Below are 22,555 nucleotides of genomic sequence, written 5' to 3'. Positions count from 1 at the left end.
AGGTAGCCTTTCAGACGGCCTCCTGCCCTGCGGCTTCCTTTTTCAGCAGCCAGGCCGAGAGCAATACGTTCAGCCCCACGCCGAGCGATACGGTGATGCCGAAGGCGGCGACGGCGGGGGTGGTGCTGATGGCGAGCAGCAGGAAGGAGATGGCGGTGGTGAGGGCGGCGAGGAGGATGCCACCGAGTTTGGCGGCGGGGGTTTCGCGGGCGGTGAGGGCGTAGACGGCGTAGTCCGCGCCCACGGCGGCTACCAAGAGCAGGCCGAACATGGCGAACAGGCTGATGGGCAGGCCGAGCCAGCCGAGCAGGCCGACGGTGGCGGCGGCGGAAATCATGGGCACGGCGAGGATGAGGCTGCCGCGCCGTGCGCCGAAGATGCGCCTCAGCACGAGCCAGGCCAGGGCGAAGGAGGCGAGTTTGAGCCAGGCGGCGTGGTTGCGGGTGTGGCGGAAGAGTTCGTTCAGCCGGGCGCGTTTGTCCACCAGCCGGGCGCAGGTGCCGCCTCGGTTGCAGGGCAGGGCGGAGAGCGCGGTTTGCACGGTGGCGGCATCGTTCAGGCCTTGCACGCGCACGAGGGCGGCTTCTTGGCCTTGGATGTTGCCCAGATAGAGGGTGCGCCAGGCTTCGGCGGTTTGCCCGCTTAAGGCTTGATCAAGGGGGACGACGGGCTGCGCGGCGGCTTGCTGCAGGGCGGTTTGGATGGTGTCGGGCTTCAGGCCGAGTTGCAGCATGGGGTCGGCGGCGGGGGCGGGCTCCTTGGCCAGACGGCGCAGTTGGGCGAGCAGGGCTTGTTGTTCTTCGGCGGGCAGCAGCCATTGGTTGAGCGACTGCACGCCGCCGAGACCGCCTTTGCCGACCAAGGGTTGCAGGGCGGCTTCCACTTGTGCGCTGCGGCGCAAGAGTTCGTCTGCGTTGTCGGCCTGCACGAGAATGCTGCGGCCGCCAGTGTCGTTGCCGCTGATGTCGGCCACTTGGCGCATTTCGGCGATCAGCCGGGGCGACAGGGCCGCCCAGTCGCGGATGTTGTCGCGCCAGTCGGTTTTCAGGTAGCCTGCAGCGGCCAGCGGCAGGATGGGCAGGAGCAGCCAGTGCAGGCGGGCGGCGGCGAGCTTGCGCATGGCGGCGGCAAACCGGGCGGCGCGGGGGCGGTAGCCGCGGAACAGCGGCGGCAGCAGGAGCACGGTGGCGGCAAACGCGCCGCCGAGCGCGGCCACGGAAAACACGGCGGTTTGGCGCAGCACGGGCAGCGGGGTGAAGGCAAGCAGCAGGTAGCCGGTGGCGGTGATGCCCAGTCCGGCGAGGAAGGCGGGCAGGACGCGGCGCATGGCTTCTTTGGCCGCCCAGTCGGGCGAAAACACCGAGGGCGTGAGCCAGTGCAGCGGGAAGTCCACCAGCATCCCCACCAGGCTGGTGCCGATCACGACGGTGAGGATGTGGATATGCCCGAACGCGCCCACCACGGCCGCCGCTCCGAGCAGCATGCCCGCGCCCAGCGGCAACACCAGCGCAAACACGCTCGGGCTGCGGAACACGGCCAGCAGCAGGGCGAAGGTGAGCGACAGGCCGATGGCGGACATCAGGCCGCTTTCGCGTTCGGATTGGGTTTTGGCTTCGGCGGCAAACAATGCGCCGCCGGCGGCCAGCAGGCGGTAGCCGCCGCGCTCGGCTTGGACGCGGGAATCGGCCAGAAGCGGCAGCAGGCGTTCGGCCTGATCGGCGGCGGCTTTTTCAGGTAGCCTGGCGCGCAGCCACACCCAAGTGATGCCGTCTTGTTCGCTATACATCATGCCGTTGCCGCTGTGCCATTGCAGGCGGCTGGAAGGCTGTTTTTGCTGCACGAAGCGGGCGAAGCCGAGCCAGTCGTCTTCCAGCGGCACGATTTGCGCGGCAAACGGGTTGGCCGCGTCTTCGGCGCGCTGTTGGAAATAGGCGGCGGGGGCGTGCAAGAGCAGTTGTTGCTGTTCGCGCGGCAGGGCGTTCACGCCGAGGCGGCGGATTTCCTGCCGCAGCTGCGCCAAATCGGGGTTTAGGCAGCTGTCCACCGCGGCGAACAGGCCGCTTTGCTGCCAGCGGCCGGCCACCTGTTCGGCGGCGGCGAAGGCGCGGTCGGCATCTTCGCTGCCCACCAAGAGCAGGATTTGGCCGTTGAGCTGTTTTTCGCCCGCTTCGTCTGCCGCGCGCCATACCGCGTCCACCTGCGCGTCGGCGGGCAACAGCGCGGTGAGGTCGGTTTGCAGGCGGCCTCCTTGCGACAAGCCCCAGCCCAGCCATGCGGCGGCGAAGGCCAGCAGCAGGGCATACAGCCACGCGAGCCTAGTCATGCAACGCCACCCTGCCCGAAGCGCAAGGCGTGTCGCCCTGCCTGATGGCGAAATGGATTTTGTTTTTCGCCGCGTCGTGCCGCAGCGTGAGCTGCACGGTGTCGTGCGGGCGTACGAAATGCTGGTATTTCAGGTTTTCGATGTGTTGCACCGGTTTGCCGCCCCAGTCGAAGCGCGCCGCCAAATCCATTGCCCACTGCACTTCAATCACGCCGGGCACCAGCGGGAAATCGGCGAAATGGCCGCCGAAATAAGTCAAATCCAGCGGCACCATGCCTTCAAACGCATATTCGCGCGTTTCTTCGTTTGCGTGCAGCAAAGCCCACTGCGGCGCGGTTTGCGGCTGAGTAAAGGCTACCTGAAAATCCTGCTCGCGGATTTTTGCCTGCGGATTGCGCGGCAGGGCGGCGGCGAAACGCCAATAGCGCGGCAGCGCGGCGGTGTCTTGCGTTTTGGCCAGATGCTGTTTCAGGGTTTGCGCCACGGTGGCACGCCCCTGCTCGCGCAGCGCGGCAATGCCCTCGGCGGAAAGTGCCGCCCAGGCGGCAATCCGGTCGTGCTGCGGATGGCGGGCGCAATGCGCGTCGGCCACCCAGCCGTGGGCGAGCAAATCGTGCTCCAGCTGCGCCAGCGACACGCGCTTGTCTTCCAGTTTGATGATGCGGTCTTGGCGGCCGAGCAGCTCTAGCCGCCGCCCGTCCAGCCGCACCGCATCGGCGGTTTGCCGCACTCCGCCGCTCCACGGCGAGGCTACCTGAAAAATGTTTTCTTCGTTTACCGAAGCCTCTACTTCAGGCAGCAGTTCCCAAGCACCGCCCTGCCGCAGCGCGATCACGCCGGTTTCCGTGCTGCCGTACACATCGTGCGGCGCAAAGCCCAGCTTCTCTTGCAGCAGCGCGGCGGTGGCCGCCGGCAGCATCCCGCCCGCGCTGATGATGCCGCGCACATGCTGCCGCAGCCGCGCCCAATCGCGCCCCTCGCCCAAGCGGTTCAACAGCGCGGGGCTGGCAATCCACACGCATTCGCGGCGCGAATCGGCCAGCAGCAATTCGGGATACACGCACTGCCGCCGCCCAATTATCCAGCCCGCCGCCAGCGACACGAACACGCGGAAGGTCAGCCCGTATAAATGCTGCGGGCTCACGCTGCCCGCCGCCGCCAGGCCGCGCCAGCTTACAGGTAGCCTTTCGGCCAGCGCAGCCGCTTCGGCCAGCATCTGCGCGCGCGTTTTGGTTTCCACCTTCGCCTTGCCCGAAGAGCCGGAAGTTTTCAGATACAGCACGTTTTCACGCGGCCATTCCAACGCTTCCGCCGGCGCGGCCGCCTGCTCCGCCGCCCCGTCGTACAACCAGAGGCCGTCTGAAACTTCCGGCACGTCGCTCAACCACACCGCCCCGCCCGCTTCCGCCCAACGGCGGTTTTCCTCCGCCAGATTCGGCGGCAGATACACCTCCGCCCCCGCCAGCCAAGCGGCCAGCAGCGCAGAAGCAAAGCGCGCCGCATCGTCAAACCACAGCGCGGCAGCCTGCACCTTGTGCGCGCGCAAACGCGCGGCCAGCGAGAGCGTGGCGGCGGAAAACTGCGAGGCTGTCCAGTCTTCGGCCAGCGGGGAATCGGGGGAGCGGTTTAAAAGCGGGAGTATGGACATGGTTTCGGGTTTGGGTTGGATAAGGGATTGGCGGTGTTTCAGGCAGCTTTAGGGGCTATCTGAAAAGCGTCGTATAGGCAGCCCGCTGTTAGGCTTGGAACGGTGGGCCGAAGTTCCTGCGGGCCGAAAAATAAAACGAAGTGGCACATGGGCGGCGGAAGCTGCAAGTCACCTATGCAGGTTACGCTTGGCAAAAGGCTACCTGAAATTTCAGGTAGCCTTTTTGGCTGTAACCGGCTTAACGATGGCCGTAGATACTGTAATCGTAGCCCGTGCAGAAAGCCATGCCGTTTTTAGTACGCACATCCAAATAGCTGCATTGCCCTTGCCCATGTCGGGCTTCGCAGGCCTGTATGGATTTGGCCGCGGCTCTTGAGTCGTCGGTATCAATGCCGACAAACAAATCTTCTGTTGAGCGCGCCCCCCTGTCCGGGCGCGTAACCACGGCGCAAGCGTTTGAGAAGGTTGCAAATACCTGGCAATTGGATGTTTTGCATTGTTTCAAGCTTCTCTCAACTGCCCGGTGTTCAGAATAATAGCCACCGGCCCACATGATTTCAAACGTACCGAAATCATAGGCAATCGCCATGTAAAACGGCGTGCGGCGCAGTTCCGCGATTTCGGCTTGCACCTTTGCCTCGCGCTGCTCCCAGGCGCGTATTTCGGCGGCGGTGGGGCCGGAGTTTTGCTGACGGCAACCATGCCCATGTTCGTCTCCACAATTTCTTATATTGTCTGATCGAATCGCATCCATCATTTGCTGTTGCTGTTGAAACTGTTGTTGCTGAATTTGCGCTGGTGTGGGTTGTGCCCAAGCCAAGCCCGCACTGCCCAACAGCAGCGCCGCCATTACGCCCGCTGCCGTCTTCATCATGGTTTGCTTCATCTTGCCGCTCCTGTTTGGAAAGGGGAATAAGGGTATTGCCGCTGATCGGATTGTAACAAAAAACAAGATATTGTAAACATCTATCCCGCTGCTTGAAGGCTACCTGAAAGCGCAGCTCCCGCGTAGTTAAAAGTGATTTCTGGCTTGGCTTATTCGCCCAAGGCTTGTTGGGCGGCGGGGCTGAGTGGCTGGTTGGTTTGCAGCTGGCTAAACTGCATCACGATGCGGTCGCCCTGTTTTTCGTCCAGCTCCACTTTCTGCACCAGCTGGCCGCCGCTGATGACGATTTGGTTGAACACTTGTCGCATTACAGCAGTTTTCGGGGTGAGGGCGAGCTGCCATTGCCGGGCGTTGCCGGAAAGGGCGAGGTTGAAGTGGCGTTGCAGTTCGGCCGTGTCGCCGCCGAGCACGGCCATGAAGAGTTTCACTTGCGCGGCCTGCGCGGTTTGGCTGCCGTTGGCGCGCCACTGCCCTTGCGCGTCTTGGCGGCTGATGCCGTTGCGGCGCACGCGCAGTTTCATTTCAAACGGTTTTTGCAGGTGCCAAAACAGACCGCGGCCGGGGCGCAGGGCGAAGCGGCCGCCGGTTTGCACGGGTTTGTCTATGGAGCGCAAAAAACGCTGCTGGATAAAGCTGCCCTGCACGCTCTGCGGGGCTTGCAGCTGTGCGGCAAGTTCGGCGGTGCTGAAAGCGGGTGCGGGGAGTGCGGCAAGGGAAAGGAGGAGGCTGAGGAGGAGTTTTTTCATGGTGTCGGGGTTATGCGGGGAGTGGGAAGGGAAGCATAGTATAGTGGATTTGCGGGGAAGGCGTGCAGTGTGAGGAGGGCGCGGGGTTTCAGGTAGCCTCAATCCTTGGCCAAGGGGGCAAACCCTGCAAACTGCCGCACGGCCTTTTGCCAGCTTGCGGGGGTTTGGAACTGCATTTCGCCGTTGTCGATGCGTTGGGCGACTTGGGTGGTGTGGGCTTGGGTGAGTTTGGCGCCGCTTTCTGCGTCGCGCAGGGTGTAGTCGATGCGCAGGCAGCTTTCGTATTCGGTTACGGCTATTTCCACGCGGATTTTTTGGCCGAAGCGGGCGGGGCGGATGTATTTGAGGTCGAGCTTTACCACGGGCCAGGCGTGGCCGTGCTTGAGCATAACGGTGTAGTTGTAGCCGATGGCGTCGAGGAAGGCGCAGCGGGCGATTTCGAGGTATTTTACATAGTGGCCGTGCCAGACGATCTGCATCACGTCTACGTCGAAAAAGGGAACTTCGATCTCGGTGTGGTGGCGGCAGTAGATGTGTTTAGCCATGTGGGGCGTTACTCCAGAAGTCGTAGAAGTTGAACCATTGCAGGGGGGCGCGCGCGGCGTGGGCGGCCAAGACGTCGGCATACTGTTGCGCCATGTTTTCGATCACTTGTTTGCGGGTGGCGGCTGTCCAGCCAGGGGCGGGCCGGAAGCGTTTGAGGCAGAGGTGGTAGCGGCCGTGTTCTTTTAACGCGAAGACGGTGTTGGTGGGCGCGCGCAGCAGGCCGGCGAGCAGCCAGGGGCCTTGCGGCAGGTGGGCGGTGTGGCCGAGGAATTGCACGGGCACGGTTTTGTTGCCACGCACGGGGGTGCGGTCGGCGGCGATGGCGAGCCATTCTCCGGCGTCGAGTTTTTGCGAGAGTTGGAGCATTTTGGCGGCGTCGAGCCCGGCTACCTGAATCAGCTGCAAATCGCTGGCACCGGCGGCTTTGAGGGCGCGGTTGAAATCTTCGGCGTGGGCGTTATGCACGAGCACATTGAGTTTGAAGCCTTGGTGGTGGGAGACGAGGGCGCGGCACACTTCGATGTTGCCCAGATGCGAGCAGATGAGGATTTGGCCGCGTACGTTGTGGTTATCTATATCGGCATACAGGTTGTCGGGGTCTTCCACCACGAGGTCGGGCACGGTAATTTTATGCTGCCAAACGGCAAAACGGTCGGCCACGGCTTGGCCGAAGGCGGCGAATTGGCGGTATACGGGGAAACACGCGGGCAGCGGTACGGTGGGGAAACTGGTTTTCAGGTAGCCTTGATATTGGCGCACGCTGCGGCGTTGGGCGGCGGAAGTGAGGTAGAAATAGGCGGCAACGAGGGCGGCGATGCCGTGCACCGGCCACAGGGGCAGGTAGTGCACCAGCCATTCGGTAATCTTGAGGAAGAGGCGGTGGCCGCGTTCGCGCTGTGCCGACCAATGCGCCTGTTCGGTTTGTGCGGCTTGAGGCCGTCTGAAAAGGCGGCCGAGGCGGCGGGCAACCATGCCGCAAAACAGGCGGGCATGCATTTTGCTGATGAGCAGGTTGTCGCGGCGCAGGTTGAAGTGCGATACGCCACCCGCTTCGTAGCGCACGGGCGTGTCCAGCCACACGAAGGGCGCGCCCGACCAATGCAGGCGAATGAGGATTTCGTTGTCGAAATCCATGCGCTCGCCGATGATGCCGCCGCCGTATTGGATGGGCAAAACGGCATCCAGCGGATAAACGCGGAAGCCGCACATGCCGTCTTTGATGTCGAACGACCAAGTGTGCAGCACGTTCCAAAAATCGGTGATTTTGCGGCCGTAGAGGCGCGATTTAGGCACGTCGCCGTCGTATACCGGCCGCCCGCACACCACGGCCTGCGGCCTTTCACGCGCGGTTTCGACAAAACGCGGGATGTCGGCGAAGCTGTGCTGCGCGTCGGCATCAATCTGCAAAACGTGGCTGAAACCTTGCTCCACCGCCAGCTTGAAGCCCCATTTCATCGCACTGCCTTTGCCGCCGTTCACCGGCCGGAAGGCCACCTGAACGCCCTCGCCACGCAACGCCTCCAAACCGGCGCGGCAGTCTTCGCCCGAGCCATCGTCCACCACCAAAACGGGTAAACCGCAATGGCGCAGGGCGGAAACCACCTGCGGCAGTGTGCCGAGGTGGCGGTAGTGGGGAATGACGGCGAGGAGCTTCATGATTGGGCGGCGGTGGGAAAGGCTGGATTGTAGCAAAAGGGCGGAAGGGCTACCTGAAAGCGCAGCTTCAACGAAGCCAAACTTAACTCTCCCCGTTCTGCTTCCCTTCCAGCATCTCCCACCGCTCCAATTTCTCCAGCAGCAGCATTTCAATTTCTTCCGCCCGCGCTTGCAGGCTGCTTGCTTTTTCGTAATCTCTGAAGATTTCCGGGTCGGAAAGCCGGGTATTCAAATCGGCTTGTTCGGCTTCCAGCGCGGTGATTTCGTCGGGCAGGGCGTCGAGTTCGCGCTGTTCTTTGTACGACAGCTTCACGCTGCGGTTGGGCTTGGGCTTGTCTTTTTCCGGCTGTTTTTCTGGCTTGGTGGCGGTGGCGGTGGCAGCCTGCACTTTGTCTTCGCGTGCTTTTGCGTCGGCATAGTCCTGATAGCCGCCGATGTATTCTTTCAGACGGCCTTCTCCTTCAAATACAATGCTCTGCGTAATCACGTTGTCCAAAAACATACGGTCGTGGCTGACGAGGAACACGGTGCCGGCGTAGTCGCGCAGCAGTTCTTCCAGCAATTCCTGCGTGTCGATGTCCAAATCGTTGGTCGGCTCGTCCAGCACCAAAATGTTGGCGGGGCGGGTGAACAGTTTGGCCAGCAGCAGGCGGTTGCGCTCGCCGCCGGAAAGTGACGACACGGGCGACTGGGCGCGGGCGGGGTGGAACAGGAAGTCTTCCAGATAGCCCATCACGTGCCGCTTTTTGCCGCCGATTTCCACATAATCGTTGCCCTGGCCGAGCGTGTAGAACACGGTGTCGTTTTCGTTCAGCGCGCTGCGGAATTGGTCGAAATACGCCACTTCCTGCTTGCTGCCGAGGCGGATTTTGCCGCCGGTGGGCGCGAGTTCGCCCAAAATCAGCTTCAAAAACGTGGTTTTGCCGATGCCGTTCGCGCCAATCAGGCCGATTTTGTCGCCGCGCTGAATCACGGCGGAAAAATCTTTCATAATCATTTTGTTGCCGTACGCAAACGAGGCGTGTTCCAGTTCGGCGATAATTTTGCCGCTTTTCTCGCCCGCGTCCAGCTTGAACGACACCTGCCCCTGCCGTTCGCGCCGCGCTGCGCGCTGTTTCCGCAATTCTTCCAAACGCTTAACCCGCCCTTCGTTGCGCGTGCGCCGCGCTTCGATGCCTTTGCGAATCCACGCCTCTTCCTGCGCGTGGAATTTGTCGAACAGGCGGTTGTGTTCGGCTTCTACGGCCAGTTCTTCCGCTTTTTTCTCGCTGTATTTGGCGAACGAGCCGGGATAAGAGCGCAGGCTGCCTCGGTCGAGTTCGACGATGCGGTTGGCCACATTGTCCAAAAAACGGCGGTCGTGGGTAATCACAATCAGGCTACCTGAAAAGTTTTTCAGCAGGTTTTCCAGCCACAAAATCGCGTCGATGTCCAAATGGTTGGTCGGCTCGTCCAGCAGCAGGATGTCGGGCTTCTGCACCCATGCCTGCGCCAGCGCGACGCGCTTTTTCTGCCCGCCGGACAAATTGGCGATTTTTTCGTTTTCAGGCAGCCCCAGTTCGCCGATAGTCTGGCTCACCAGCGCGTCGAACTGCCAGCCGTTTTGCGCTTCGATTTGGTTTTGCAGTTCGTTTAATTCTTTGATTAAGCTGTCGTTCTGCCCGTGCGCCAGTTCGCGGCCGATTTCGTGGTAACGCCGCAGCACGCCGCGCAGGCTGCCCAGCCCTTCGGACACGATGTCGAACACGGCGGCCGCGCCGTCGAAAAAGCTCTCCTGCGGCACATACACGGTTTTCAGCCCGTTTTGCAGGATGAGCTGGCCATCGTCGGGCTTCTGCACGCCGGCGAGGATTTTCAGCAGGCTGGATTTGCCCGCGCCGTTGCGCCCGATCAGGCCGACTTTGTCGCCCGCGGCCAGTTGGAAAGACGCTTTGTCGAGCAGCGCGACGTGCCCGAAGGCGAAGGAAAGGTTCTCGGCTTGGAGGATGGTCATGGGTGTCCTTGGGGTGGATGTTTCAGGGTTGCAGCCTGCATTTGGTTTCCAGATGGGGTTTCAGGCAGCCTGCAGGCGGTAGGTTGGATACAAGTATCTGACCCTACAGCTGCTACATCCGTTCAAATACCAAATCCACAAATTCACGCTGTACCAGTTTGCCGCTTTTGCTGACTGCCCAATCGCGGCTGCGCTGTTCAAGTACGCAACGCAACGGCAGGTTATCAGTTAGGGCATGGATGTCGGTGGCGTTGTAGAACGTGAAGCCGTGAGCTGCAAACGGCAATTTGGACATGAATTCTTTTTCACAGAAATTCAGGCACAGTCGGCCGGCGGGTTTCAGTACGCGACAGAATTCGGACAACATGAGCGGCGCATCGTCCCAAAAATAGACGGTGTTGACTGACACGGTTTTATCGAACGCGGCATCGGTAAAGGGCAGCGCGCCGCCGTCATACAGCAAATAATCTGCCTGCCCTGCGGCAATAAACGGCGCGTTGAATGCCTGCGCTTGCTCACACATCAATGGCGAAATTTCCAAGCCGGTGTAGTGCAGGTCGTTCGCCTGCGACAGGATGTAGCCCAGCAGACCGCCGTTGCCGCAGCCGGTTTCTAAGATCTTGTCGCTGTTTCGCAGGCGGGCGGCGGCGAACGCGCTGATGATTTGGGCCAGGTTGCGCAGGTTCATCACCTGCCCGAAAAGCACTCCCGCTTCATCGTGCGGACAGCGCAGTTGGGCGGCAGTTTGTTCAGCGGATAATTCCATTATGGCTCCTTAATGTCTGTAGTTTAAGCAGGTGTAGTGTAGGCAGATGATACAAATTGCCGATTGTTGTAGGGTGGGCATTTATGCTTATGCGGTTTCAGGTAGCCCCAAATACAAAACGTGCGGGTAGCAAGTGCCCACCTTGCTCATAGCTTATGGCTTGCCGCGACAGATAATATAACCTACAGCCCCTGCGGATGAGCCCATGAAAGATACATGTATGGGGTGTCGGCAGTTTGGTAAAACGCCAATGTGGGAAAGTTGGCAATATTGTTTGCCGTAATTTGGTGTACGGTAATACTTTCCAAATCCAGAATCCATTTTGTAGGCGGATGTTTTCAAACTAAAAATAAGCAACGTTTTGGAATAACAGTGTTTCTCCGTTGTTTTAAAAACAGTTGCAGCGTTTGTGCGGCAGGGTTGTGGTGGTGACTGTGGATTTCTTTGTCGTGGTGCATTTTTGCGGCGGGTGGTGTTGGGCAGGAAAAAGCCGTCTAAAAATCAAGCTTTCCGGCAGCCTGACAGGGGTTCCAGGCTCGAAATTCGGTCCATGTGTTGTACGGTTTATGAAATTCCCAAGCATTATCGTGCCCTTTGAATGCGTGAGATTTGCTTGACTGATGAGCCTTATTGAGCATTTCGAACGTCTGCTCTGGCTCGTTTAAATGCGGATGGGCCTCGCCGATAGCGATTATAGTCATCATCATGGGATCTATTCAGGAATTTGATTAGGCTGACAGCCAATTCCAAGGCTTCTTTAATAGCGTTTCTGTTTTGTCCAAGCAATCGTAATTAAAGTCTGCATTATTTAGTTTTTCAGTCAAGGTCGGTTATCCTGTGGTTGCGTAGGGCGATTTTGTGGTTCAGGCTACCTGAAAACCATTCAAACCGTTGTTCGTACGAAATTTTGTGATAACATTGAAACGTTAATTTTAACACTTAGGAGAGCCTCATGTTGTGGATTGTCCTTCTTTTATCGGCCGCGTTGAGTGTGGTGGGCGTGATGGTGTACAACCGTTTGGTGATTTCGCAAAACCAATACCGCAACGCCTTCTCCCAAATCGGCGTTCAGCTGCAACGTCGGCATGACCTGATTCCCAATTTGGTGGCTGCCGCCAAAGGCTACCTGAAACACGAAAATGACACCTTTACACAGGTTACGCAGGCGCGCAATCAGGCCGCTGGCGTGCTGGGTGGTGTGCGGCCGGAAAATGCGGAAGCGGTGGCGCAGCTTTCTGCTGCCGAAACCCTGCTCACCCAAGCTGTGCGCAGCTTGATGGTGCAGCTTGAGGCCTATCCAGATTTGCAGGCTGCTGCCAATATGCGCCAGCTGGCCGAGGAAATTACCAGCACGGAAAACCGTATCGCCTTCGCCCGCCAGGCCTACAACGACGCGGCCATGGGCTACAACATGCTGCGCCAGCTGTTTCCGCACAGCATTATCGCCGCCTATTTCGGGCACCGGCAGCCGGCACAGCTTTTGGAGTTTCCCGACCGCGCCAAACACCAAGTGCCACCTGAGGTGCGGTTTTAAGGGTAGATAATGAGGTTTTCAGGTAGCCTTTTTGAATCCATTCGGTATGCCCAAGGCTGATGTGGTTTTTGCATGGGTGACAAGTTGCTTCAGCTATATGTGCTCTGCAGGCTAGGACAATAGTAAGGCAAAAAGTGTTTTTAGGCAGCCCTTTCAAAATGCGAAGAGGCTTGAAAATATTTTGAACAATAATAACAACACATTACCATAGCCCGTAGAGCGCCAATCGCAGCATGCAGAAAAACCGCTTGAAAGGACATGCCCTTTCAAGCGGTTTGGTTTCGCTAAAGCTAGAGTCAGCAGCAGCGACCGCCGTTGGCGCCACAGCGGCGTTTGCGGCAGTAATCTGCAAACTGCTGTTCGGTCATCACCGGTGCGTTGGGGTTATAGCGCCTTTGGCGTACCACATAGTTGGCGTAATCCGGTACGCCCACCATCAGGTTGGCGGTCAACTTGGCTGTTTTCCAAGCCTGATGTAGGTGCTGTTTCAGTTTATGCTTCATTCACGGACTCGGTGTTTGCGCCGGCGGTTTCGTTACGGAATACCGGCGGGATTTCGTGGGCGGTGGCCCAGCCGACTTTGCGAGCTTTCATGGCTACCTGGAAGCCGTAAACAGCCACAAATACCACCACAGCCAAGAACAGCACGGTTAGGCCGGAGTTCACATAGTCGTTGAACGCGATGCGGCTCATTTCTTCGGCGGTTTTGGCCGGAGCCAGGATTTCGCCGTTGGCCAAGGCTGCTTTATATTTGGCAGCGTGAGCCATAAAGCTGATGCGCGGGCTGGAATCGAACACTTTCTGCCAACCGGCATAGCAAGTTACCACTAATACGCCGATAGACGGTACCAAAGTAACCCAAATGTAGCGGTCGCGTTTCATCTTAATTAGAACCACAGTACACAGGATCAAGGCCACGCCTGCTAGCATCTGGTTGGCGATACCGAACAGTGGCCATAGGGAGTTAATACCCCCCAGCGGGTCGGTTACCCCGGTGTAGAGGAAGTAGCCCCACAGAGCCACGGCTATGAAGGTAGCAATCAGGTTGGCAGGCAGGCTGTCGGTGTTGCCGAACGGTTTGTAGAAGATACTGCCCAAGTCTTGAATCATGAAGCGGGCCACACGGGTACCGGCGTCCACTGCAGTTAGAATGAACAGAGCTTCAAACAGCAGCGCGAAGTGATACCAGAACGCCATCATGCCTTCGCCGGGAATCAACTGGCTCATGATGTGCGCCATGCCCACAGCCAGAGTCGGCGCACCGCCTGCACGGGACAGGATGGTGAGCTCGCCCACTTCTTTGGCAGTATGCAGCAGAGTGGCCTCAGTTACCGGGAAGCCCAGCTGGGTGGTGATCACGTGTGCGGCATTGGCAGCATCGGTGCCGATGAGGGCAGCCGGGCTGTTCATGGCGAAATACACACCAGGATCAAGCGAAGCAGCAGCAGCCAGCGCCATAATAGCCACAAAGCTTTCCATAATCATGCCGCCGTAGCCGATCATACGCACGTGTTCTTCGTTTTCCACCATTTTCGGGGTGGTGCCGGAAGAAATCAGGGCGTGGAAACCAGATACCGCACCGCAGGCGATGGTAATGAATAGGAAGGGGAAAAGGCTACCTGAAAACACCGGGCCGGAGCCGTCGATAAAGCGGGTAACGGCATGCATTTGCAGCGGCGGGCTAACAATAATGATGCCTAAGGCCAATGCAATGATGGTACCGATTTTCAGGAAGGTGGAAAGGTAGTCGCGCGGAGTGAGCAGCAACCATACCGGCAGTACGGAAGCGATAAAACCATAGATCATTACCGCCCAGGCGATAGACAAGCCTTCCAAGTCGAAGATATGCCCGAAGGAGCTTTCGGCCACGTTTTTACCATACACAATCGCCAACACCAGCAGGATAAAGCCGACGATGGAAATCTCGCCGATTTTGCCTGGACGGATGTAGCGGGTGTAGATACCCATAAACAGGGCAATCGGGATGGTGGTGGCGATGGTGAAGGTACCCCATGGGCTGTGGATCAAGGCTTTCACCACAATCAACGCCAGCACGGCCATAATGATCACCATGATCATCAGAATACCGATGGAGGCAATCACGCCAGCCACGGTGCCCAGCTCTTGTTTAACTATATCACCCAAGGATTTACCGTCGCGGCGCATGGACACGAACAATACCATCGCGTCCTGAACCGCACCGGCAAACACTACGCCGAAGATAATCCACAGCGTACCAGGCAGATAACCCATCTGCGCGGCTAGTACTGGGCCTACCAAGGGGCCGGCGCCGGCAATGGCGGCAAAATGATGGCCGAACAGCACACCTTTGTGCGTCGGCACATAGTCCAAGCCATCGTTGTGGCGCTCGGCCGGCGTGAGCCGGTTGGGATCGAGCTGCATTACGTTTTTGGCAATATAGAGGCTATAAAAGCGGTAGGCAATAGCATATACGGAGACGGCAGCAATTACCATCCAGACTGCACTTACCTGTTCACCGCGATGGATAGCCAAAGTGGTAAAGGAGGCCAAGCCAGCCAGCACCACAGCACCCCATATCAGGAAGCTTTTGAGTTTGTTCATGATAACAACACTCCGATTCAACAAAAATAAAACGGCTGTCCGGCCAGGCCGTACTGCCCAACTTCGGCAGCCCCCTATCCGGTAATCGGACGTTGTACCATTAATAAGGCACAAACGTCTTAAACTACCAAACAGTATAAGCTTAACATATTTGTGGAAATAATTACGTTAAATTTTCAAGAGCCAGCTGCTATTTTTGCCATGGTTTAGACAGAAAAGCCTAAATTCAGTACAAAAATGCACTTAAACAAGGATGATTTGACTTAAATCAATAAACAGCTATATAGATTTAAAGTAACCTACTAAATTTTACAAAAAATCGGTCGGGAGAAAGATTATAAAGATTGCTTTGTGGAGTTTGGCCACGCTGACGCTTTCAGGTAGCCTTTGGCCACTACCACTTTGACGATTGCCCGAAGCCTAATAGGCTGCCTGAAAACAGCAAAACCGGATAGCTGTGTGCCTGTCCGGTTTTTGTGGTTCAGCCGATAATCCTGATACCCCGCCTACTGTGCGGGCTGTGCCGTTTGGGCAGGGGCTTTCCGGTAGCGCCCGGCCATGGCTTTATACACCATGCTTTCGTAACGCAGGGCTTGATAGCGGGCCTCAAGCAGGCTTTGTGCACCGGAATATTCGGTGTTCAGCGCGGAAAGCCAGTCTTTGAGCTCGTTGCGGCCGTGTTGGTAGCGCACACGGTAGTAGCGGCTGTTTTCGGCATCGAGCCGGTGGCGGCGGCGCTGGTTTCCTAGGGTTTGGCTGCTGGCGCGGTATTGACGGTAGTTGGTATCGACTTCGTTGAGCGCGGTGGTGAGGGCTTTTTCGAAGGCGAGTTTGGCGTTTTCAAAGTCGGCTTCGGCGCTGCGGTCTTTCCAGTGCATGGTGCGCCAGTTGAGGAAGGGTAGATTGAGGCTGACGCTGCCGCCCAATATCGGCACGTTGAACAGGTTTTTGCTGTGTTCGGACGAGGTGCTTAGCGCGGCATTCAGCGTGATGCTGGGATACCAGTTGCGGTATTGCGCCTGCTGGCTTTTGAGGGCGGACTGCAGGCGGTAGTCGGCGGCGATGAGGTCGGGGCGGGCGGCGAGGGTGGAGATAGGCACATTCAAATCGAGCTTGCCGCCTTCGGGCAGGCGGAAGGATTCAGGCTGCACGGCCATTGCCTGGCCGGGGCGCAGGTTGAGCAGGTTGCGTAGGGTGGCTTCGGTGTTGCTGCGGCTCTGTTGCAGGGACAGCAGGCTGTTTTCGGCGGCGAGCAGGGATTGCTCGGCCTGAGTAACCTCAATTGAGGCCACGCGGCCGTGGCGGTATTTGCTGCGGGCGATTTGCAGGATTTGTTTGTATTGCTCGATGGTTTTTTCGGTGAGCTTAATGGCTTCGTTGAGATAGGCTACCTGAAAATAGGCATCGGCCACATTGTTGATTACAGTCAGGCGGGTGGCGGCCAAATCTTGCTCGGTGGCGCGCTGCTCCCACGCTTGGGCAGAGGCGGTGGCGTTGAGTTTGCGCCATAAATCGAGCTCGTAGCTTAAGCCGAGCTGGCTGCTGTAGCTGTGGCTGTTTTGGCGGGTGTCGAGGTTGCGGTTGGCGTTGGCACCGAGCGAAGCGTTGAATTCGGGCACGAGATTGGCGCCGAGAATGTTGGCCTGATACAGAGCTTTGTTCACACTAACGGCGGCCTGTTTCAAATCCACATTGTTGGCCAAGGCCTGTTCCACCAAGGCATTGAGCCCGCTGTCGCCGAAAGTTTGCCACCAATCGCCTTCGGTTTGGTAGGCGCAGCCGGCGGGATCGGGGCAGTGGCCGCTTTCGCTGGCGGCGGTTTGTACACTGCCGTCGCGCTGAGCTTGGGCGAGGCCGATTTGGGTGTTGGGGGTTTGGTCGATGGCGCAGCCGGCGAGCAAAAGCAGAGCCAGCGCGGCCGCACGGATGGGCAGGTGGGTTGTGTAGTTCATAAACCCTCGTTTCTTGGTTGGGTGTCGGGTGGGTTTCAGGTAGCCTTGGTTGCCGGTTGTAGGCTACCTGAAAATATCAGGCAGCGTTTTAGCTTCGTGGCTTCTCACGCTCCCAGGGGTCTCTAATCGCGCGACAGGGCGGTAATCGGGTTGAGCTTGGAAGCGTTTTTGGCGGGCATGAAGCCGAACAGCACGCCGATGAAGGTGGAGCAGCACACCGCGCTCACAATCGACCAGGTGGAGAATGACATGGCAAACTCGCTGGCCAGAGCGTTGAAGCCCAAGCTGATTAAATAGGAAAGCAGAATACCGGCCGCGCCGCCGATGAGGCAGATGAGCACGGCTTCAATCAGAAACTGCTGCAAAATATTGCCCTGCCGCGCGCCGATAGCCATGCGTACGCCGATTTCCTTGGTGCGCTCGGTTACCGACACCAGCATGATGTTCATCACGCCGATTCCGCCAACCACCAATGAAATCAGGGCGATACAGGAGATCAGCAGAGTCATCGCACCGGTGGTTTTTTCGATGGTCTGCTTGATGCTATCGCTGTTGCTGGTGAAGAAATCTTCTTTGCCGTGCCGCGCCAGCAGCAGCTCTTTGATGCCCTGTTCGGCCACGGAGGTGCTCACATCGTCGCGGATTTTTACGGTTACCGAGCTGATATAGCGTTCGCCGGAAATGCGGTTCATCACCGTGGTGTAGGGCGCCCACATTTGCAGGCTGTCGTTGCTGCCGAAGCCGCTTTGGTCTTCGGCACTGATGCCGATCACACGCAACGGGCGTTTGCCGAACAAAATGGTTTGGCCGATGGGGTTGGTGCCTTCCGGGAACAATTGTTTGCGGGTGTTCGGGTCGATAACGACGACTTGCGCGGCGGTGTCCACGTCGTCTTGGTTAAACAGCCGGCCTTGATCGAGTTTGATGCCGCGTACGTTGAAATACTGCTCGCCCGCGCCGTAGAGCTGGGCGGTAACGTTGGTGTTGCGGTAGGTGGCGGTGGCGCTGGAAGTGGTCGTCGGAGTAACGCTATCGACATAGCTTTGCTTGCCGATGGCTTCGGCATCGGCAATGGTAAGCGTGCGGATGCGGCCTCGGTGGCGGTCGCCGAAGCCTTTGCCGGGATACACGCCGATGGTGTTGGTACCGATAGCGCTGATGTCGGAAAGGATTTTCTCCTGCGTGCCGCGCCCCAGCGCCACCACGGATACCACTGAAGCAATGCCGATAATGATGCCGAGCATGGTGAGCAGGGAGCGCATTTTGTGCGCCATGATGGCCTGCACCGACATTTTGAAGGCTTCCACAAACTGGTCTTTATAAAACAGCCAAGATTGCTTTTCGGTGCGGCTTTCCACGCTGCTGGGTGGGATTTCGGCATTTTTGCTGGTGTCGGCGATGATTTCTCCGTCTTTGATTTCAATCACGCGGTTGGCGAAGGCGGCGATTTTCGGGTCGTGCGTAACCAAAATAATGGTGTGGCCTTTGGCGTGCAGTCCGCAGATGATTTCCATCACCATTTCGCCGCTGTGCGAATCGAGTGCACCAGTGGGCTCGTCGGCCAGGATGATTTCACCGCCGTTCATCAGCGCGCGGGCAATGGAAACACGCTGCTGTTGGCCGCCGGAGAGCTGGTTGGGGCGGTTGGCTTCTTTGCCTTCCAGACCCAAATCGGCCAGAAGCCGGGTGGCGCGCTCGTATCGCTTTTTCTGATCCATGCCGGCATACACGGAGGGCAGGGCCACGTTTTCGCGCGCGCTCAATGCGCCCAAGAGGTTGTAGCGCTGGAAGATGAAGCCGAATTTGCGCCGGCGCAGCGCGGCCAGCTCGTCACCGCTCATCTGTGTGGTTTCCACACCGTTGATTTGATACGAACCGGAAGAGGCGCTGTCGAGGCAGCCAAGGATGTTCATCAGCGTGGATTTACCGGAGCCAGATTGGCCAATGATGGTGATGAAATCGCCTTTTTGGATGGTGAGGTTGATGTCTTTTAAAACATGAACGCGGTTGGCGCCTTCACCAAAATAGCGGTTGATATTACGGCATTCGATTAGGTTCATATGCGTACGGATTTTGTTGTGGCAGGAGCCACCTGAAAGCATAACTTCAACGAAGCTGAAACAGAGCGCCGCGGAGTTGCTGCGAAGCTAAATTGTCTATACGGCTTGGGTTGAGGGTTTCAGGTAGCCTTAACTTAAGACAGGAGTACGGTGAAAGTGTCGGGTAGTCTGTAGTCTGCAGGCACATCTGCTGTCCGACACCTCTTATTACATCGGCGGACCACCCTGCCACTCTTTCACTGTGCCATCGCTCTCCGACACGATTACTTTCTCACCCTCTGTCACGCCCGATTTCACTTCGGTGAGTGTGCCATCGCTGATGCCCACGGTAATGGTGCGCTCTTCCACCTGATTTTCCGCTTTCAGCACGCGCACATAGCGCTCGCTGCCGCGCTGCTTCACGGCGGTGGCAGGAACAGTGAGCACGTTTTTGGCTTCACCGATCACGATGTTGTTTTGCGTGGTCATGCCGATGGCAAGCTTGCCGTCTTCGTTCGGTACGAGGGCGCGGGCGTAGTAGTAGATGGCGGTGTTGGTAGTGTCGGTGCTAGTGGTGTAGCTGCCTTGTGACATGGTAGTCAAGCCCGGATCAATGCTTTCCAACTTGGATTCCCGTTCGCTATTGGGGTCGGCCAGGGTGGTGAACAGTAGGGTTTGGCCGGCTTTCACGCGGGTTACGTCGCCCTCAGCAATCTGCATTTTATTCAGCATGCGGCTCAAATCGGCCACTTGGCCGATGGCGGGTGTGCTCTGCGCCGCATTCACGGTTTGCCCTTCTTCCACTTTCACTGAAACCATCGTGCCGGAAATCGGCGCGGTGATGCGGGTGTAGCCCAAGTCGGCTTCAGCCGTGTTGATGGCAATGCGGGTTTGGCGGATGGAAGATTGTAGCTCGCCCACCTGCGCCTTGGCGGCGGCATACGAGCCCTGCGCGCTTTCCAGCTCTTCTTTGGAAGTGGCATTTTCCGCCCACAAGGCCTGCTCGCGGCGGTATTTGCGCTCGGCGTTTTGCAGTGCCACCCGTGCAGATACGAGCTGTGCCTGATAGGTTTCCAGCTTGGCCTTGTTTGTGTTCAGTGTGTTGAGCTGGGTGGTGGAGTCGATTTCGGCGATGAGGTCGCCTTTTTCCACATGCTGCCCGAGCTTCACATACAAGTGCTTGATTTGGCCGGAAGCCTGGGCGCCCACGTCTACCAGCTGCGCAGCAGAGATTTCGCCGGTGGCGGATACGGTTTGGCGCACGTCGGCACGTTTCACTTCTTCGGTGAGATAGGTGGTTGGCGGCTTGCTTGGATTCAAAAAGGCATAACCAGCCGCACTCATGGTCAGCGCAGCCACTGCCCACAACGTCCATTTCAATGGTTTTTTCATTTTGCTCTGCTTGCCCTTTCCGGCAGCTGTTGGGAAATGCGGCTATTCTAGGAAACTGTCGCTGTTTGCGCCATCTGATTAACCTATCCTTACCCCGGTGGGACTTTGTTGGCAGGGTTTTACGGAAATTAGGGCTTGTGCGGGGAAAGCTACCTGAAAACAGCTGCTCAGGCACAATCGTTTCAGGTAGCCTCTTGACTCAAATACCGTGCTACCACCGCTTAAAGATCAGCGACGTATTCACGCCGCCGAAGGCGAAGTTATTGTTCATCACATATTCGGTGTCGATGTGGCGGCCGGAGCCGGTGAGGTAGTCGGCTTCGCCGCAGCGGGGGTCGATGTCGTTCAGATTCAGCGTGGGGGCGAACCAGCCGCTGCGCATCATTTCGATGGCAAACCAGGATTCAAGCGAGCCGCATGCGCCGAGGGTGTGGCCGAGGTAGCTTTTTTGCGAGCTGATCGGGATGTGGCCGAACACGGCGGCAGTGGCTTGGGTTTCGGCAATGTCGCCCTGTTCGGTGGCCGTGCCGTGGCCGCTGACATAGCCGACGGCAGAGGGCGGCAGTGCGGCGTCTTCGAGGGCGAGCTCCATGCAGCGTTGCATGGTGCGCATCTCGGGGCAGGTAATGTGGCTGCCGTCGCAGTTGGCGCCGTAGCCGACGATTTCGGCGATGATGTGCGCACCGCGTGCTTGGGCGTGTTCTAATTCTTCCAGCACCATCATGCAGCCGCCTTCACCGAGCACGAGGCCGTCGCGCGCGGTGTCATATGGGCGTGGGGTAAGTTCGGGCTCGTGGTTGCGGCGGCTGGCGGCGTAGAGGCTGTCGAACACGTAGGCTTCGGAGGGGCAGAGCTGGTCGGCGCCGCCGGCCAGCATCATGGGGATTTTGCCGTATTTGATGGCTTCGTAGGCGTAGCCTATGCCTTGGCTGCCGGAGGTGCAGGCGCTGGAAGTGGGAATCAGGCGGCCGGTGAGTCCGAAGAAGATGGCTACGTTGGCGGCGGTGGTGTGCGGCATCATGCGCACATAGGTGTTGGCGTTGAAATTGTTGGGCTGGTGGGCGAGCAGCAGGCCGATGTCGAGCACGTCGGCGGTGCTGCCGCTGGACGAGCCGGCGGCCACGCCCATGCTGCCGTTGCGGATGGCTGGATCGTCCAATAAACCAGCCTGTTTCAGCGCCTGTTCGGCGGCATCGGTGCAGTATTGCGCCAAGGGGCCCATGCTGCGCAGTTGTTTGCGCGACCAATGTGCGGGCGGCGCGTAGGCGGGCAGCGGCGCGCCGAGCCGGGTTTCCATTTCGGGGAAGGCATCCCACGCTTCCATGCGGCGCACAGCGTTTTTGCCCGCGCGGAAGGCAGCTTCGATTTCGCTCCATTTGCGGCCGAAGGCGCACACCGTGCCCACGCCGGTAATCACCACCCGTTTGGTTTTCATCAACACAATCCTCCGTTTACCGCAATTACCTGCCGCGTGATGTAGGCGGCGTGTTCGCTCATTAAGAAGCGCACGGCATGCGCCACTTCTTCAGGCAGCCCCATGCGCTGCGCTGGAATGGCTTTCAAAAATTCCTCCACCGGCACGTTTTCATCCAAAATTTCCGTATCAATCAGGCCGGGGGCAACGCAGTTGACCGTAATCTTGCGTTTGGCCAACTCCACCGCCAAAGCCTTGGCCGCGCCAATCAGCCCCGCCTTCGACGCGCTGTAGTTCACCTGCCCGCGGTTGCCGATCAGGCCGGACACGGAGGCCATGCACACAATCCGCCCCGGCGCGCGGCGGCGGATCATCGGCATGATGAGCGGGTGCAGCACGTTGTAGAAGCCGTCCAGATTGGTGCGCAATACGCGGTCCCAATCCTCGTCTTCCAGCGCGGGGAAGGCATTGTCGCGCGTCAGCCCCGCATTCAGCACCACGCCGTAATACGCGCCATGCGCTTCAATATCCGCTTCCAGCACGCGGCGGCATTCGGCGCGGTCGGCCACGTCAAACTGCAACACCCGCGCCTGCCGCCCTAACGAACGGACTTGTTCCGCCACCGCCTCGGCGTCCGCCATGCGGCTGCGGCCGTGCACCACAATGTCGAAGCCGTCTTGTGCCAAGGCCAAAGCGGCCGCACGGCCGATGCCGCGCGTGGATCCGGTGATGAGGATGGTTTGGGTCATGGTGGGGTTCCTTTGCAATATCGGGTCAGGCGGCTGGAGGCTACCTGAAAAAAGGCCGTCTGAAAACGGCCGGACGGGTATTCGGTACGGCGGGGCGGTCGGGTATCCATGCCCTGCAGCCGTACGCGGAAGAATTGATACGTGGGCGGAAGGGCTTTAGTCCGTCAATCCTTCCCATGCCCTGCAATGGCGGGCTGAAGCCCATCCTGCTTATGTATCCGTTTTTATGCGTTGGCTGCATTCCGGCTCCCCCCCCGCAGGCGGATTGTACCTGCGAACCGGGCTGGCCGGAATGTGTTTCCGTTTTCAGGCAGCCTTTGGGATTGGC

The 22,555-nt window shown here is 58.7% G+C and carries 16 protein-coding genes and 1 pseudogene; 1 reads left to right on the top strand and 16 read right to left on the bottom strand.

Annotation, left to right across the window (positions count from 1 at the left end; translation table 11 throughout):
- Window positions 1-10 precede the first annotated feature (10 nt).
- From A7P96_RS04895 to A7P96_RS04860, 9 genes and pseudogenes are all read right to left on the bottom strand, one after another.
- Window positions 11-2,323: an MMPL family transporter gene (locus A7P96_RS04895; protein ID WP_067525198.1), complete on the bottom strand. Its 2,313-nt coding sequence runs from the start codon at window positions 2,321-2,323 to the stop codon at window positions 11-13.
- Window positions 2,316-3,971: an AMP-binding protein gene (locus A7P96_RS04890; RefSeq protein ID WP_067525196.1), complete on the bottom strand. Its 1,656-nt coding sequence runs from the start codon at window positions 3,969-3,971 to the stop codon at window positions 2,316-2,318. Before A7P96_RS04890 ends, A7P96_RS04895 begins: the two co-directional genes overlap by 8 nt.
- Before the next feature lie 238 nt (window positions 3,972-4,209).
- On the bottom strand, window positions 4,210-4,857 hold the full coding sequence (locus A7P96_RS04885; RefSeq protein WP_067525194.1) for a DUF4189 domain-containing protein: 648 nt from the start codon (window positions 4,855-4,857) through the stop codon (window positions 4,210-4,212).
- A 149-nt stretch (window positions 4,858-5,006) separates the two neighbouring features.
- The gene (locus tag A7P96_RS04880; RefSeq protein WP_067525192.1) at window positions 5,007-5,603 is read right to left on the bottom strand and encodes an outer membrane lipoprotein carrier protein LolA; all 597 of its coding nucleotides are present in this window, start codon (window positions 5,601-5,603) and stop codon (window positions 5,007-5,009) included.
- Between the two features lie 98 nt (window positions 5,604-5,701).
- The gene (locus A7P96_RS04875; protein WP_067525190.1) at window positions 5,702-6,148 is read right to left on the bottom strand and encodes a thioesterase family protein; all 447 of its coding nucleotides are present in this window, start codon (window positions 6,146-6,148) and stop codon (window positions 5,702-5,704) included.
- Window positions 6,141-7,283, bottom strand: coding sequence for a glycosyl transferase family 2 (locus tag A7P96_RS04870; RefSeq protein ID WP_067525317.1), 1,143 nt, complete (start codon window positions 7,281-7,283; stop codon window positions 6,141-6,143). The genes A7P96_RS04875 and A7P96_RS04870 overlap by 8 nt, the downstream gene beginning before the upstream one ends.
- 117 nt (window positions 7,284-7,400) lie before the next feature.
- Window positions 7,401-7,805, bottom strand: a pseudogene (locus A7P96_RS11190) (glycosyltransferase family 2 protein); the annotation flags it as partial.
- Window positions 7,806-7,887: 82 nt separating this feature from the next.
- The gene (locus A7P96_RS04865) at window positions 7,888-9,798 is read right to left on the bottom strand and encodes an ATP-binding cassette domain-containing protein (protein ID WP_067525188.1); all 1,911 of its coding nucleotides are present in this window, start codon (window positions 9,796-9,798) and stop codon (window positions 7,888-7,890) included.
- Window positions 9,799-9,910: 112 nt separating this feature from the next.
- Window positions 9,911-10,564, bottom strand: coding sequence for a class I SAM-dependent methyltransferase (locus tag A7P96_RS04860; RefSeq protein ID WP_067525186.1), 654 nt, complete (start codon window positions 10,562-10,564; stop codon window positions 9,911-9,913).
- A gap of 952 nt (window positions 10,565-11,516) precedes the next feature.
- Between A7P96_RS04860 and A7P96_RS04850 the strand changes: the two genes are divergently transcribed.
- Window positions 11,517-12,098 carry a LemA family protein gene (locus A7P96_RS04850; RefSeq protein WP_067525181.1) on the top strand — a complete coding sequence of 194 codons (582 nt, stop codon included), beginning with the start codon at window positions 11,517-11,519 and terminating at the stop codon, window positions 12,096-12,098.
- 296 nt (window positions 12,099-12,394) lie between these two features.
- Here the strand turns inward: A7P96_RS04850 and A7P96_RS04845 are convergent, their stop codons facing one another.
- From A7P96_RS04845 to fabG, 7 genes are all read right to left on the bottom strand, one after another.
- On the bottom strand, window positions 12,395-12,601 hold the full coding sequence (locus A7P96_RS04845; protein WP_067448708.1) for a YbdD/YjiX family protein: 207 nt from the start codon (window positions 12,599-12,601) through the stop codon (window positions 12,395-12,397).
- Window positions 12,591-14,681: a carbon starvation CstA family protein gene (locus A7P96_RS04840; RefSeq protein ID WP_067440154.1), complete on the bottom strand. Its 2,091-nt coding sequence runs from the start codon at window positions 14,679-14,681 to the stop codon at window positions 12,591-12,593. Before A7P96_RS04840 ends, A7P96_RS04845 begins: the two co-directional genes overlap by 11 nt.
- Window positions 14,682-15,187: 506 nt before the next feature.
- Window positions 15,188-16,633, bottom strand: coding sequence for a TolC family protein (locus A7P96_RS04835; RefSeq protein WP_067525179.1), 1,446 nt, complete (start codon window positions 16,631-16,633; stop codon window positions 15,188-15,190).
- Window positions 16,634-16,755: 122 nt separating this feature from the next.
- Complete coding sequence (locus A7P96_RS04830) at window positions 16,756-18,693, bottom strand: MacB family efflux pump subunit (protein ID WP_067525315.1); 1,938 nt, start codon at window positions 18,691-18,693, stop codon at window positions 16,756-16,758.
- A gap of 207 nt (window positions 18,694-18,900) precedes the next feature.
- Entirely contained in the window at window positions 18,901-20,064 is a 1,164-nt protein-coding gene (locus A7P96_RS04825; protein WP_067525177.1) for an efflux RND transporter periplasmic adaptor subunit, read from the bottom strand.
- A 211-nt stretch (window positions 20,065-20,275) separates the two neighbouring features.
- Complete coding sequence (locus tag A7P96_RS04820; RefSeq protein WP_067525175.1) at window positions 20,276-21,499, bottom strand: beta-ketoacyl-ACP synthase; 1,224 nt, start codon at window positions 21,497-21,499, stop codon at window positions 20,276-20,278.
- Window positions 21,499-22,227: a 3-oxoacyl-ACP reductase FabG gene (fabG, locus tag A7P96_RS04815; protein ID WP_067525173.1), complete on the bottom strand. Its 729-nt coding sequence runs from the start codon at window positions 22,225-22,227 to the stop codon at window positions 21,499-21,501. Before fabG ends, A7P96_RS04820 begins: the two co-directional genes overlap by 1 nt.
- Between the last annotated feature and the right edge of the window lie 328 nt (window positions 22,228-22,555).

This window comes from Eikenella sp. NML03-A-027 (assembly GCF_001648395.1).
GTDB lineage: Bacteria > Pseudomonadota > Gammaproteobacteria > Burkholderiales > Neisseriaceae > Eikenella > Eikenella exigua.
This window is presented reverse-complemented; position numbering and strand designations above follow the sequence as displayed.

What these genes read in the sequence shown, in the direction of transcription:
- A7P96_RS04895 (WP_067525198.1), bottom strand. Translation starts at nt 2,323, where the DNA reads ATGACTAGGCTCGCGTGGCTGTATGCCCTGCTGCTGGCCTTCGCCGCC.
- A7P96_RS04890 (WP_067525196.1), bottom strand. Translation starts at nt 3,971, where the DNA reads ATGTCCATACTCCCGCTTTTAAACCGCTCCCCCGATTCCCCGCTGGCC.
- A7P96_RS04885 (WP_067525194.1), bottom strand. Translation starts at nt 4,857, where the DNA reads ATGAAGCAAACCATGATGAAGACGGCAGCGGGCGTAATGGCGGCGCTG.
- A7P96_RS04880 (WP_067525192.1), bottom strand. Translation starts at nt 5,603, where the DNA reads ATGAAAAAACTCCTCCTCAGCCTCCTCCTTTCCCTTGCCGCACTCCCC.
- A7P96_RS04875 (WP_067525190.1), bottom strand. Translation starts at nt 6,148, where the DNA reads ATGGCTAAACACATCTACTGCCGCCACCACACCGAGATCGAAGTTCCC.
- A7P96_RS04870 (WP_067525317.1), bottom strand. Translation starts at nt 7,283, where the DNA reads ATGGATTTCGACAACGAAATCCTCATTCGCCTGCATTGGTCGGGCGCG.
- A7P96_RS04865 (WP_067525188.1), bottom strand. Translation starts at nt 9,798, where the DNA reads ATGACCATCCTCCAAGCCGAGAACCTTTCCTTCGCCTTCGGGCACGTC.
- A7P96_RS04860 (WP_067525186.1), bottom strand. Translation starts at nt 10,564, where the DNA reads ATGGAATTATCCGCTGAACAAACTGCCGCCCAACTGCGCTGTCCGCAC.
- A7P96_RS04850 (WP_067525181.1), top strand. Translation starts at nt 11,517, where the DNA reads ATGTTGTGGATTGTCCTTCTTTTATCGGCCGCGTTGAGTGTGGTGGGC.
- A7P96_RS04845 (WP_067448708.1), bottom strand. Translation starts at nt 12,601, where the DNA reads ATGAAGCATAAACTGAAACAGCACCTACATCAGGCTTGGAAAACAGCC.
- A7P96_RS04840 (WP_067440154.1), bottom strand. Translation starts at nt 14,681, where the DNA reads ATGAACAAACTCAAAAGCTTCCTGATATGGGGTGCTGTGGTGCTGGCT.
- A7P96_RS04835 (WP_067525179.1), bottom strand. Translation starts at nt 16,633, where the DNA reads ATGAACTACACAACCCACCTGCCCATCCGTGCGGCCGCGCTGGCTCTG.
- A7P96_RS04830 (WP_067525315.1), bottom strand. Translation starts at nt 18,693, where the DNA reads ATGAACCTAATCGAATGCCGTAATATCAACCGCTATTTTGGTGAAGGC.
- A7P96_RS04825 (WP_067525177.1), bottom strand. Translation starts at nt 20,064, where the DNA reads ATGAAAAAACCATTGAAATGGACGTTGTGGGCAGTGGCTGCGCTGACC.
- A7P96_RS04820 (WP_067525175.1), bottom strand. Translation starts at nt 21,499, where the DNA reads ATGAAAACCAAACGGGTGGTGATTACCGGCGTGGGCACGGTGTGCGCC.
- fabG (WP_067525173.1), bottom strand. Translation starts at nt 22,227, where the DNA reads ATGACCCAAACCATCCTCATCACCGGATCCACGCGCGGCATCGGCCGT.